The organism is Leptospira kobayashii (assembly GCF_003114835.2).
Lineage (GTDB): Bacteria > Spirochaetota > Leptospiria > Leptospirales > Leptospiraceae > Leptospira_A > Leptospira_A kobayashii.
In genome coordinates this window covers 1428586-1442005 of sequence record NZ_AP025028.1, presented here as the reverse complement: position 1 = coordinate 1442005, position 13420 = coordinate 1428586, and the positions used below count along the sequence as shown (strand labels likewise).

At 42.9% G+C, this 13420-nt stretch carries 12 protein-coding genes; 2 read left to right on the top strand and 10 right to left on the bottom strand.

Features of this window, described 5'->3' with window-relative positions; genetic code table 11:
• Positions 1-104 precede the first annotated feature (104 nt).
• Positions 105-425 carry a bactofilin family protein gene (locus DI077_RS06310; RefSeq protein WP_109018760.1) on the top strand — a complete coding sequence of 107 codons (321 nt, stop codon included), beginning with the start codon at positions 105-107 and terminating at the stop codon, positions 423-425.
• Positions 413-2383, top strand: coding sequence for a single-stranded-DNA-specific exonuclease RecJ (gene recJ, locus DI077_RS06305; protein ID WP_109018759.1), 1971 nt, complete (start codon positions 413-415; stop codon positions 2381-2383). The genes DI077_RS06310 and recJ overlap by 13 nt, the downstream gene beginning before the upstream one ends.
• A 240-nt stretch (positions 2384-2623) precedes the next feature.
• On the opposite strand, the gene DI077_RS06300 is transcribed toward recJ, so the two are convergent.
• The 10 genes from DI077_RS06300 to DI077_RS06255 all read right to left on the bottom strand — a co-directional run bounded on the left by DI077_RS06300 (position 2624) and on the right by DI077_RS06255 (position 13414).
• Positions 2624-3157, bottom strand: coding sequence for a cupin domain-containing protein (locus tag DI077_RS06300; RefSeq protein WP_109018758.1), 534 nt, complete (start codon positions 3155-3157; stop codon positions 2624-2626).
• 117 nt (positions 3158-3274) lie between these two features.
• Positions 3275-4717, bottom strand: a complete 1443-nt coding sequence (locus DI077_RS06295; RefSeq protein WP_109018757.1) for an NADH-quinone oxidoreductase subunit N — start codon at positions 4715-4717, stop codon at positions 3275-3277.
• A gap of 1 nt (position 4718) precedes the next feature.
• Complete coding sequence (locus DI077_RS06290) at positions 4719-6452, bottom strand: complex I subunit 4 family protein (protein ID WP_109018756.1); 1734 nt, start codon at positions 6450-6452, stop codon at positions 4719-4721.
• 6 nt (positions 6453-6458) lie between these two features.
• On the bottom strand, positions 6459-8390 hold the full coding sequence (gene nuoL, locus DI077_RS06285) for an NADH-quinone oxidoreductase subunit L (RefSeq protein WP_109018755.1): 1932 nt from the start codon (positions 8388-8390) through the stop codon (positions 6459-6461).
• A 4-nt stretch (positions 8391-8394) separates the two neighbouring features.
• Positions 8395-8715 (bottom strand): NADH-quinone oxidoreductase subunit NuoK, encoded by a 321-nt coding sequence (gene nuoK, locus DI077_RS06280; RefSeq protein ID WP_109018754.1) that lies wholly within the window; start codon positions 8713-8715, stop codon positions 8395-8397.
• Positions 8712-9341 (bottom strand): NADH-quinone oxidoreductase subunit J family protein, encoded by a 630-nt coding sequence (locus DI077_RS06275; RefSeq protein ID WP_423241783.1) that lies wholly within the window; start codon positions 9339-9341, stop codon positions 8712-8714. The genes nuoK and DI077_RS06275 overlap by 4 nt, the downstream gene beginning before the upstream one ends.
• Positions 9320-10390, bottom strand: coding sequence for an NADH-quinone oxidoreductase subunit NuoH (nuoH, locus tag DI077_RS06270; RefSeq protein WP_109018752.1), 1071 nt, complete (start codon positions 10388-10390; stop codon positions 9320-9322). Before nuoH ends, DI077_RS06275 begins: the two co-directional genes overlap by 22 nt.
• An 18-nt stretch (positions 10391-10408) precedes the next feature.
• Complete coding sequence (gene nuoF, locus DI077_RS06265; RefSeq protein ID WP_109018751.1) at positions 10409-11704, bottom strand: NADH-quinone oxidoreductase subunit NuoF; 1296 nt, start codon at positions 11702-11704, stop codon at positions 10409-10411.
• Position 11705: 1 nt separating this feature from the next.
• A complete protein-coding gene (locus tag DI077_RS06260) occupies positions 11706-12194 on the bottom strand; it encodes an NADH-quinone oxidoreductase subunit NuoE family protein (protein WP_109018750.1) in 489 nt (162 codons plus the stop codon).
• Positions 12194-13414: an NADH-quinone oxidoreductase subunit D gene (locus tag DI077_RS06255; RefSeq protein ID WP_174705612.1), complete on the bottom strand. Its 1221-nt coding sequence runs from the start codon at positions 13412-13414 to the stop codon at positions 12194-12196. The genes DI077_RS06260 and DI077_RS06255 overlap by 1 nt, the downstream gene beginning before the upstream one ends.
• Positions 13415-13420 lie beyond the last annotated feature (6 nt).

Genomic DNA, 13420 nt, shown 5'->3' with positions numbered 1-13420 from the left:
CAACTGGAAAATTGGTAAAAAAGCGAACTTTTTTATTAATTCCTAAAGAAGATGATGCGAACGAGTTGCCAAATCCATCTACCAGTCCACTCTATCCTTAAGTTATGAAAGACGAATCAATAGATACCATCATCAACGATGACATCAGCTTTCGAGGCACTCTCTCCTTCAATCAAACTCTTAAGATCAAAGGTCAATTCAAGGGAACGATCACTTCAGCGGGAAGACTGATCATAGATGAGACCGGCGACGTGGAAGCGGACGTGGAAGTAGGTTCACTTGTTGTTCTGGGAAGTTTGAAAGGCAATGTGGATGCAAAAGAAAAAGTAGAACTTCGCAAACCAGGCAAAGTAGTTGGAGATATCAAAACTCCCGGACTGGAAGTGGAAGCTGGATCCAAAATCATAGGCAATTGCTTAATGTAGCAAAGGTTCGGTTTGGACCGAGTCTGTCCGAAATCCGAGCCCAAGTCTCTTCAAAAAAACCTCTTCTTCGTTATTTGGTCGATAGCAGAGAAGAGTTGAAGAAAATTCCACCCCACGAATTTTTAAATACCAGTTTCGCTTACCTCCATTCTCCATTCTCTTTACCTGATATAAGAGAAACGATCGAAATCATTTTAGAATATTCTAAAAACAAAAAGCACATTGTTCTCTACGGAGACAGGGATGCAGATGGGGTTTCCTCTACTTCCTCGCTTGCTTTTTTTTTAAAATCCCATCCTTATTTTAAAGAAGTTCCCATTTCCGTTTTGAATTCTTCCGAAAGCGACCCTTACGGTTTATGTGCCGAAGCCTTGGAAAAAATAAATAAGGTGAATCCGGCTCCCGATTTACTCATCACTCTCGATTTCGGATCTTCACAAGCGGATGAAATAGACCAATTGACAAAAAAAGGAATCAGAGTGATCGTTTTGGACCATCATGAAATTCCGGAACGAATTCCCGAAAAGACCTTCTTGGTGAATCCCAGGCGTTTGGACTCACGTTATCCTGAAAAAAAAATCTGCACCGCTGTGCTTGCATTCAAAATCATTCAGGCAGTCTTATTTCGATTGAGTGACGAGTTTGATAAGATTTATTTCAAAGAAGAAAACGGAGAAACAATCTATTTTCAAAACGGAATCAGAGTTTCCGAACTCACTTCCCCTTCTTTATCTCAAATCGTTTCACATCCGAAGGAAAATCTATTTCCCTTTCCGGAAAGGCCTTCCGCCAAAGGAGAGTTACCCGATGATGACGAGAGATTTTTATTTTACACACAGTGTTTGAAGATTCAGGATTTTTTCGAGTCTCTGGAAGAAGAAGTGGATTTGGCCGGTATAGGAACCATCACGGATCTTATGCCTCTCGGCGGAGAAAACCGAATGATTGTTAAACTTTCCTTACAATCATTATTGACTTTTTTAGATCCGAAACTTCCCAAAAGGCGTTACGGAATCAGATCTTTACTGGGGCAATTGTCTCTAAACCCGAAAAATATCACCGCAAAAGACTTAGGCTGGTCGATTGGCCCGCTTCTCAATTCCGCAGGCAGAATGGGGAAAACGGAAGAAGCAGTAAATTTATTATTGTCCGAAGATCTTCCTTCCGCCGACAAAAAAGCCAAAGTCCTTGCCGGCATCAATGAAGAGAGAAAAGACAGAACGAAAAGAAATCTGGACCGGGCGGATCGTTATTTTAAAAGAAAGACGGAACGAACGGAACACCCGATTGTATTTTGTTATGAGCCTGATATGGAGCCCGGGGTCAGCGGGATCGTAGCCACCCGGATGGTGGAAGATTTCAAAAGACCGGCAGTCTTCATTGCACCGGACAATGGAGACGCAAGAGGATCCATTCGATCGTATAGCAAAGAAAATGTGATCGAACTTTTGAATCTTGTGTCAGAGCATTTGATTCATTTCGGAGGCCACCCCGAGGCAGGTGGATTTTCAGTGGAGCTGGACAAAATACCGGACCTAGAAAAAGCGATGTATGAAAAATCCAAACTCTGGTTAGCCGAAGAAAAAGAAACCATAGACAAATACATTCTTTCTACCGATATCACTGTGATTCCTGAAGAGCTGAATGATAAACTTTATAAAGAATGGAAACCTTTGGAACCGTTCGGTCAGGGAAATCCGGACGTAAAGATCGCAATCAAAGGAATCAAACCAATTCATCTAACACCTCTCAGTGGAGGAAAACACATTCGGTTCAATATACTTGGATCGGGTTCGATGAAATTCATCCTATGGAACAAGGGAGACGAGTTCCAAAAAGCTGTCTCTCACACGGACAAACTGGATTTGATCGGAAAATTGGAAGAAAACTATTTTATGGGAAAATCCTCCATCCAGTTCGTAGTAGATTGGTTCGGCGAAGCTACTGCAGTCGAATAAGGCAAAAAGGCGAACTTTTTAGAAGAATTTTCCCGAAAGCCGAACTAACGTTCGACGGAAGAAGGAAATTGTGATAGAGGTTTTGATGCGAGCCCACGAACCACACCCCCAACCCCTTCTTCGCGCCAAAAGAAGCGATGAAGTATTCGAAGAATCATCAGCAGAGCTGATCTCAGGGCGGGGGCTTTAGTACCCACGCATGTCAAAGATTATGTCTCTTACTTACTTTTTCCAACCAACTTACGAATGAACCAATACCTTGGATTCATCTACGTAGACTGGGGTCCAACCGGTGTTATCTTTGAAATAACGAACTGCCTTAATGCGAAACGCATCATCCAAAGTGAACCAGTGGTTTGTGTTTTCCGGAATGGAGATAAAATCACCCTTAGAGACATGAACTTCGAATTTTTCCCCGTTCACGATAAACCCGAAAACTCCGGATCCATCCACAATGTAGCGGACTTCTTCATCCGTATGAATGTGCAATTTATCAAATTTAGCAAGTACATCCTGAATGCCAGGGATTTCATCATGCAAAACAACTAAATCACGTGCGATGTATCCGAATTGTTTCTTCAAATCCTCAAAACGATATTCCAAACCGCGAAGCAATTCCTCTTTTTCAGGATCATTCAGTGATTTTTGCCCTAAAATAGAATCCAAAGCCGGAGGCGCCGGGAATGATTCGTAAATAATTCCGTTCTTGTTCAAGAACTCTTTTACTGCTTTCGTATCTTGGATTTTTTCCGTCTTGCGTAGAATTGTAGCCATATCGCCCCCTGGGATCTGTAAAGAAAAACGACTCTGTATTTAATCCATAAAAGAAAACGCCAAAAAGGAAGACAATACCTTTTCGTTATTACGAAATATTATCTGCTATAGCGAATCTTATAAAAACAGGCCGGGCTGCAAAAACAACCAACCCACAGAAACTACCAAAAGGGAAATGACGGCAACGATTCCAATCCCTGGCTGCCTTGCAATATCCGGCTCACTTGCAATCACTCCCAGTTCCGTTTTCATATATGAGTGAATTGTAATTCTCATATAATAATAAAAGGCTACTGCCGAATTGGCAACCGCACCGAAAAGCAGAACCCGGTTGAATAAGGAATCAGATTCGGCAATTTTTTGTAACAAAAACAGCTTGGCCCAAAAACCGGCTAAAGGCGGGAACCCAGCAAAGGATAAAAACACAAGAGAGAGCCCGAATGCAGTCCAAGGAAAAGTCCCGCTCAATTGCGAAAGAGAATCTAGCGTAATGATTCGTTTCCCCTCTTCCAAATATGTAATCAAAGAAAAGGCCGCCAAATTCATAATGGCGTATAAAAAAAGATAATAGAGAGCTTCCAGATTGGCACCACAAGCGATCCCTGCACAAATGTAGCCCGCATGGGAAATGGAAGAATACGCCAAGATCCGTTTTACGTTCGTTTGGCGAAGGGCAATCAGATTCCCCCAGGTCATGGATAACAAAGAAACGATTCCCACCAATATCTTCCAAACTTCCCCATCCTCACCCGCAGGAATGTGTTGGAAAAAAACCATAAGTAGTCCCATAGCGGAAGCTTTTCCTGCCGAAGCCATAAAACCGGTGATAGGTGTTTGTGCTCCTTCGTAAACATCGGGAGTCCAGGAATGAAAAGGAACGAGCGCCGACTTGAAAAAGATTCCGATTAAAAACAGACCGAATCCTATTTTGGAATAATTGGACTCGTATCCTTTTAAAAATAATCCGCGTAAAGCTCCGTCTACGTTCGTTGTTCCCGATCCACCGAATAAAAATGCGATTCCCAAAAGCATAAACCCTGAGCTAAATGCGCCTAACAGGAAGTATTTCATTGCAGATTCCAACGCAAATACGGAATTTCTCGCCATACCGATCAGAATATAAAGACAAAGAGATAAAATTTCCAAACCCACGAAGATAACGATCAAATCATATCCTGAGGTAAAAAACATCATTCCCGTAATACAAAAAAGCAAGAGAGGAAAAAATTCAGGGAAAAGAGATTTGCCTTGTTCCAGGGCTTTCGGTGCAACCAGTAAAGTAGCGATACCCGCAATCAAATATATGGCGTTCAACCAAACCGTCATTGGGCTCAAAGATACTTGAGATAGAAAATACTTTCCATAACCAGGGCTTTGCGTACTGTACCACAAAGCAAAAAGAGAAGCTAACAATCCGAAAAAAGTCAAAACCCATAAAGGTGCGATTTCATTTTTATTCGGCAATAAAAACTGAACCACAAGCAGAAGGATCGCGGTTCCGGAGAGAATGATCGCAGGTAAAATTGCGAAGAGATCGTTTATATTCGGTATGTAAGACATATTATTTCTGCCCTTCAGGAGTAGATTCTATCGGAAAATCGGATTCGATTTTCTGCTCCAATCCTTCCCATTTTTCTTCCGTTTCGACCGGCTTGGCATCCTGTCCGTTCAAAGGAACGATCGTGTGTTTGGAAACATACTTCCCCAATCTTTCCTCAAAGGACAAAAGAGGGGCGCCTAGCGCAACATAATCGGTAAATACCTTGCCGATCGGTTGATTTGCAAAATCGCGAGCAGGATTTGTTCTCTCCTGGATTGCTTTCACCGAAGCGGAGTTGAGATAAACTCTTGCGGAAGGTTTTAAAATATCGAGAAATGGAGTGGGATAGATTCCTATCCAAAAAATCAAAACGACAAGAGGAGAAAGGATAGCGACTTCTCTGAAGGAGAGATCTTTATAAGGTTTTGCCTGAATGGTTTTGCTTGTTCCGAATAAAAATCGTTTCACGAACCAAAGAAGATACAATGCCCCAAGTACAACTCCGATGGCTGCGATCCCGCCAAACAAGTAATTGGCTTTCAGGCTTCCCACCAGAATTAAAAATTCTCCGATAAATCCGTTCGTTCCCGGTAGCCCAACGGACGATAAGACCGCGAGTAAAAAGAAAATAGAATACAAAGGCATTTGTTTGGCAAGCCCGCCGAATTCGGATATATCACGTGTATGTGCTCTTTCATAGATCATTCCGATCATAAGAAAAAGCATCCCTGTGGAAATCCCGTGAGAAATCATCTGCAACATCCCACCAACAGCGCCTTCTTCCGTAAAAGAAAAAAGTCCGAGCATACAATAACCCAAATGGGAAAGAGAACTATAAGCAATGATCCGCTTGATATCCGTTTGGACAAGAGCAGCCATGGCTCCGTAGATAATTCCTATGACGGCAAGCGCCTGGAATAAGTCTTTGGATTCCAAACTGATCCCCGGAAAGAAGGGAATGCAAAATCGTATAAATCCGTATGCGCCTATCTTAAGTAAAACTCCCGCAAGATCCACCGAACCGACAGTAGGTGCTTGTGTGTGAACATCAGGCATCCAAGTATGAAAGGGAAACAACGGAATTTTAATGGAGAAAGCAATCGCAAACGTGAAAAACAAAAACCATTGCATGGTTTGTGAAAAAATAGTCAGATCCATCGTAGATAAGGATTCTATCGAGGTTTTGCCGGTTTTGAAGTATAAAGTCAGAATCCCACCTAACATAAAAAGTGATCCAGCCATGGAGAATAAGAAATACTTAATGGCAGCTTTGGTTCTGTTTTCTCCACCCCAAATTCCGATCATCATGACCATAGGGAGAACCATCAATTCCCAAAACACATAATATAAAACCAAATTGCCTGCGGCAAATACTCCGAGCACTGCACTTTCCAAAACAAGCAAACAAATATGAAATTCTTTGATCTTGATAGGAATGTTCGACCAGGAAGCAATGCTTGAAATAAAAAACAAAAAAGCAGTTAGGGAAAATAATAAGAGCGCTACACCATCAAGCCCGACATGATAATCGATACTCAACCTGCCGGATACGATCCAATCGGGGATCCAATGTACGAATTGAAGACCACTATTGGATGGATCAAAGAAGAAAAACAAAACAAAGGACAAAAGGGCCGTAAATGCGGAAGAGATAGCGGATATGATACGAACCGCCCCGATTCTGGTTTGAATCACAATCAATAGAGAAGCAACGATCGGGATGGCTATGATGATGGAAAGAATTTGATCAGGCATCCGGTTTTACACTCCCTTCGCCAAAAGATATAAGATGATACAAAAGGAACCGAGCACAATATAGAGTGCATAGTCACCGACAAACCCGGTTTGAAAGCGTCTAAGTGCGCCACCAAACCAAGCCAGGCTAAAACCGAAAGTAACGAAAAAACGATCGATAATGACCCGATCGAAAAAATACCCGATTCCATTTGCGAAAAATAAAAAAGGTTTCACTATGATAAAATCGTAAATCTCATCAATATAATATTTGTGAAAAAGTATCTTTCTGAAACCTGTGTGTTCTTCCAAGATTTCCGATTTTTTCCATTGAAACAAAAGATAGGAAAAAAGAATCCCGATCAAAGCAACACACACTGAAAATAACGCCAGACCCATTTCCACTTGGGAACCTAACTCAGTCCCCTTAACGGTAGCTTGGTGGACAACCGCAAGCTCTTTTCCGTATTTAAGAACAGGTTCAAAATAAGATTCCAATTTATGAATATTCAAAAAGAAATGAGGCGTTTGTAAAAAGCCGGTAACGACGGCTCCGATAGCCAAAACAATAAGAGGAAAGGTCATTGTGCCGGGAGACTCATGAATGGTTTTGCCGTGAGTTTGCGTATTATCCTTTCCGAAGAACACTACAAATACGAGTCGGAACATATAGAATGCGGTAAAAAAAGCGGCAACCACTCCGAATGTCCAAAGAATCGGTCCGTAAACAGGATACACATAAGCTTTTTCCAAAATCAAATCTTTGGAAAAAAATCCGGAAAAAGGAGGAAGACCTGCAATGGCAACCGTTCCCACAAGGAAAGTCCAACTTGTGATTTTGATTTTGGAAAAAAGTCCACCCATCTTACGGATGTTTTGTTCATGATGAAGTGCGTGGATCACGGATCCTGCACCGAGGAAGAGTAGTGCCTTGAAAAAAGCATGCGTCATCAGATGAAAAAGTCCCGCCACATAACTTCCCACGCCCATGGCAAGGAACATAAAACCTAACTGGGATACTGTGGAATAAGCCAAAATCTTTTTGATATCGTTTTGCAATACCCCGATTGTAGCCGCAAACAAAGCGGTAAAAGCACCGATACATGCGATGAAAAACGAAGTATCAGGCGCGATTAAAAATACAAAATTCAATCTTGCAATGAGGAAGATCCCTGCAGTAACCATCGTTGCCGCATGAATGAGGGCGGATACCGGAGTCGGACCAGCCATCGCATCGGGAAGCCAAACATAAAGAGGGACTTGCGCTGATTTCCCCATAGCTGCAATAAAGAAAAACAATGCGATCAGATTGGCATAATTGATAAATCCGGGCAAACCGGGGATGCTAGCCTGAAGGTCCGCATAACGAACGCTACCTACGATCCAAAAAAGAAAACCGGTTCCCAGGATAAAGCCCACATCCCCGATTCTGTTCAAAATGAACGCTTTCATTCCCGCCGCAGCTGCCGAACTTTTTTCGAATTCGAAACCGATGAGTAGATAAGAACAAAGCCCTACTCCTTCCCATCCCAGAAAAGTCAGAACAAGATTGTCCGATAGAACCAAATTCAACATGGAAAAAATAAACAAGTTCAAGTAGGCAAAGAAACGGTTATACCCGTGATCCCCTTTCATATAACCCATGGAATAAAGATGAATCAAAGTCCCGATTCCGGTAATGATCAAAGTCATATAAAGGGAAAGTTGATCTACCTGATATCCGATATCAGCTTGAAAATTACCTACGTGAATCCAGGAAAAAACATGGATTATGTGAGGAGCGGTTCTTTCCATAGGACGAAACTGATAGAAAGAAACAAGTGTAACCAAAAAGGATAAAAATACAGCGAATGTTGCAACGATCCCTGCGAATCTGTGAGGAACTTTATTGCGAAGCAAAGCGTTGTGCAAAAAACCAAGCAGAGGAAATAAAACGACTAAAGGAAATAAATCTAACATCTGTTTACCACTTCATCTCTTGGAGTTCATCCACATTTGCGGATTTTTTCTGACGAAAAATGGCGATCACGAGTGCCAGTCCCACCGCAGCTTCCGCTGCAGCAATCGCCATCACAAAGAATACTACCACCTCACCTGAAATATTGGATAAGGATTTGGAAAAGGTGACAAATACCAAGTTCACCGAATTGAGTATCAATTCGACCGACATAAAAATTACCACTGCGTTACGGCGAATGAGTACTCCCAAAACTCCGATGGAAAATAAAATCCCTGCGAGTCCGAGAAAAAAAGGAACGGGAATACCGGAAATCAACGGATTCATAAAGTAGCATCCTTGGCCTCGGAGCCTTCACCTAACCTCTTTTTGGCGAGGATCACCGCACCGATCACCGCAACAAGAAGTAGTATGGAAATCAATTCAAAAGGGAGCACGTATTCCAAATAGGTGGCAGCTCCGACCGTAGCCGCATTCCCGTTGGCTGAAACCGAACTTGTGCCTTGGATCGGATACTGGTATACGGAAGTTGATTCCGTAGTTTTGTAACCTTTACCCGATTGATAAGCGTTAGGTACTCCCATATTCAAAGCGGAGTATAGTCCGAAAAAGAAAAATAAGGCGAGCAGTGAAAGCGATACTACTTTGAAAGGGTTATTCAAAAATTTGGACAGGTTTTCCGCCCTTTGACTCAAAAGCATAAGAACAAATACAACCAAAACCATAATGGCACCGGCATAAACTAATACTTGCATGGTGGCAATAAACAAGGCACCCATGATTCCGTAAATCCCCGCCAGGGAAAAAAACATGAATACAAGGGAAACTGCGGAAACCACCGGATTTTTTTGAAACACCACGCTTATGGCAGTTCCGATACAAATGGTTCCGAACAAAAAGAAAAACGCCAGCTCAATGGAAAATGTTTCAATCATAGAAATAATTTCACCCAGGATTCTTTCCAATACACAGTATAAATGGAAGCAAACATCACCGCAAACAATCCCCAAGGAATCATTTTCTTCCAACCGAGTCGCATCAATTGGTCGTATCTAAAACGAGGCAAAGTCCAACGAACCCAGATAAACAGGAAAGCGAAGAACAAAACCTTTCCGATAAAAAAGAGAAGTCCGATCCACACCGCCCAGTCCGTTCCCTTACCTATCTCAAAAGGAACATTGTATCCGCCAAAGAATAGTATGGTGGTAAGGCACGACATGGTCACCATATTCATATATTCAGCGAGAAAAAATAATGCGAATTTGAAAGCTCCATACTCGGTATGAAAACCCACAACCAATTCGGATTCGGCTTCCGCCAAATCGAAAGGAAGTCTGTTGGTTTCGGCAAACATGGCAGTCACGTATATGAAAAAAGCAACGAATCCGGGAGGAGTGAAAAAATTCCAAACATCCTTCTGAGCATCACTAATTTCCGTTAAACGAAGAGATCCTGACATAATGACCACTACAATGATGGACAATCCCATGGGGAGTTCATAGCTGATCATCTGAGCTGTGGAACGTATTCCGCCGAGTAGGGAGTATTTATTATTGCTCGCCCAACCTGCGATCATGATTCCGTAAACTGCCAGAGAAGAAACCGCCAGCATGTAAAGAACTCCCGAATCCGGGTTCGCCACTTGCAAGTCAATAAATGTAACACCCGTAAGCTGAGTGAGCCAAACGGGTGCGGGGATGGTTCCACCGAATGGCATCACCGCCCAGGCCATAATGGCGCAAGTCATGGAAATGGTAGGTGCGAGTATATACATACCCCTGGACACGTTTTTGGGAAATATTTCTTCTTTGCTGATAAATTTGATTCCATCCGCCAAAGGTTGAAATAGTCCGAACGGACCCGCACGGTTCGGGCCGGGTCTATCCTGGATAAATCCGGCAAACTTACGTTCTGCGAGTGTATAATAAGCTACACCCGTAAGAATAATTACGAATAAGGCGAGAATTTTGATCGCCCAGGCAATGATAAAACCCCATTCCATCGCTTCTAAACTGCCTTTTTAGCCGACATTGGCTACTTCTTTTTTGGGTTCGGTTGGTTTCTCAACCGGTTGTAGTCTCTTTGCAAACTCTTCTTTGAATTTTTGCATGGTAGGTCGGACCGCCATCACACAAGCATCGGCCAGAGGACAAATGGTCGTCCCGCCTTCCATATTCCGGGAAAGAGAATAAATCAATTCCACATCCTTTTCAGTCCCTTCCCCTACTTTGATTTTGTGCAATATGTCTTTGACCCAATGAGTTCCCTCGCGGCAGGGAGTACACTGTCCGCAGGATTCATGAGAATAAAATTCGGCGAGCCGGTAAGTAGTCTCTACCAAATCCGCTTCTTCCGACATGATGATGACTGCACCGGAACCGAGCATGGATTTGAGACTGGCAATGGATTCGTAATCCATAGTCGCAATCATTGCTTCCTCGGAGGTCAGAATCGGAGAAGAAGATCCGCCGGGAATCACCGCTTTCAGATTTTTATCGTTCTTAATCCCACCGCAAATATCGTAGATCAACTCCTTCATAGGAGTGCCCATTTCCACTTCGTAAATCCCCGGCTTTTTGACATGCCCACTAACAGCAAACAAGCGAGTGCCGGGAGATTTTTCGGTTCCGATCTTCTTGTATTCTTCTCCAGTCATCTGAATGATATGAGGAACATTGCAGAATGTTTCCACATTGTTCACGACTGTAGGACAAGAGTAAAGGCCCGATACCGCAGGAAAAGGAGGTTTGAGTCTTGGATGACCCCTCCTTCCCTCAAGGGAATTGATGAGCGCGGATTCTTCTCCGCAAATATAAGCACCCGCACCGGAATAAATGGCGAGTTCGAAATCATATCCGGATCCTTGGATATTTTTTCCAAGAAGTCCTGCCGCATAAGCTTCGTTCACCGCTACTTCCACAATATCAAGGCCCTTCATAAACTCACCACGGATATAAATATATCCCTGGTGGCAGTCGATTGCCTTCGCGGCAATGACCATACCTTCGATCAACATATGAGGAAGTTTTTCAATGAGCAGTCTGTCTTTGAAAGTACCTGGCTCCCCTTCGTCCGCATTGCAGATCAAATACTTGGGTTTGTCGGTTTTCGGAATGAAACTCCATTTGTTTCCCGTGGGAAAACCGGCCCCGCCTCTTCCTCTGAGTCCGGAGGTCTTCACATCATTTATGATCTGTTCCGGGGTAAGGATGTTCAGTGCTTTTTTAGAAGATTCATACCCCCCCACGGAAAGATAATGTTTCAGAGTATGGGACTCCGGATGGTCAATATGCGTTGTTAAAAGTTTTCTGATCATACTAACCTTTCCGTCCTAACTCTTCCAATACTTGGTCTATTTTTTCAGGTGTAAGATTTTCATAATAACGGTCGTTAATTTGTGCTACAGGACCGAATCCGCATGCACCCAGGCACTGTACTTCGTCCACAGTGAACAATTTGTCCTTAGACGTTTGGCCTTTCTCCAAATTCAATTTTTCGCAAACCTTTTCGGTGATGGAGTCGGATCCTGCCAGATAACAGGAGATATTGGCGCAAATCTGAATATGAAATTTGCCCACAGGCTTTTTATTGTACATCGTATAGAATGTCGCCACTCCATGTACATGTGCGAGGGAAACGGGATTGCCGATCCGATCCGCTATGTATTGCATCCCGTCATGATCCACAAATCCCTGATCTCTTTGTAAAAGAAACAGACAAGGTAGAATCAAGGAACGTTTGTTGGGAAACTGAGGAATCAGTTTTTGAAATCTGGTTTCCGAATCGGATGAAAATTGATATGCCATTAACAGTCAAGCTCCCCTGCAATTACATTCAAAGAACTCATAGTTGCGATCGTATCCGCAAGTAATCCCCCTTTTACCATTTGAGGGAATGCCTGATAATACCAAAAACACGGTCTGCGAACATGGACTCTCCAGGGAGTTTTTTCTCCTTCCGAGACCACATAGAAACCTAACTCTCCATTGGCGGCTTCCGTAGCATGATAGTATTCGCCGGGAGGAACTTTAATTCCATGCATAATGATTTTGAAATGATAAATCAATTCTTCCATGTTATTATAAACTTTGTCTTTGGGAGGAAGAAACGAATGAGGAAGATCCGCATGATAAGGACCTTCGGGAATTCCGTCTATCAATTGTTCTATGATGCGAATGCACTGTCTCATTTCTTCCATCCGAACCAAAGTCCGATGCAATGCGGAACCGTCTTCTCCGACGGGAACATCGAAGTCCACTTTGTCATACAACATATAAGGAGTGTCTTTACGAACATCCCATGGTACACCGGCAGCACGCAGATTGGGTCCGGAAAATCCGTAAGCGATCGCATCTTCTGCGGAAATCCCTCCGATCCCGGCGGTTCTTTCGTTAAAAATTTTATTTCGAATCAAAAGCTCTTCAAACTCGTCTAGCGCCGGTTTGATGCCCTTTGTTATGATTTTGATTTCTTTTTGGAAGTCAGGATAGATATCTCTTTCCATTCCACCCACCCGGCAAAAAGTCGTAGTAAGGCGAGCGCCCGTTAGTTTTTCTAAAATCTGATATATATTTTCCCTATGATGAAATAAATGAAGAAAGCCGGAAAATGCCCCCAAATCCACACCCATCACACCGTTGCAGATGATATGATCCATCAGACGGGATAGTTCGGAAATGATCATTCTCACATAAGTGACCCTTGCAGGAACATCAATCTGCATCATCTTCTCAACAGTGAGAATCCATCCTATGTTGTTCAAGGGAGTGGATACATAATTCATCCTGTCCGTGCAAACCAGGAACTGATTGTAATCGTATCTTTCTCCCAGTTTCTCAAAACAACGGTGCACATAACCGATGACAGACTCCGCTTCCACCACTCTTTCTCCGTCAATCTGAATGACGTTTTGCAAAATTCCGTGAGTAGCGGGATGAGACGGACCCAAGTTGACAAGCAAATGGCCTTCAGGAAGGTCTTTGTATTTCTGACCGAAATATTCTGCGGTTTTTTCGTACATTACCATAAGATT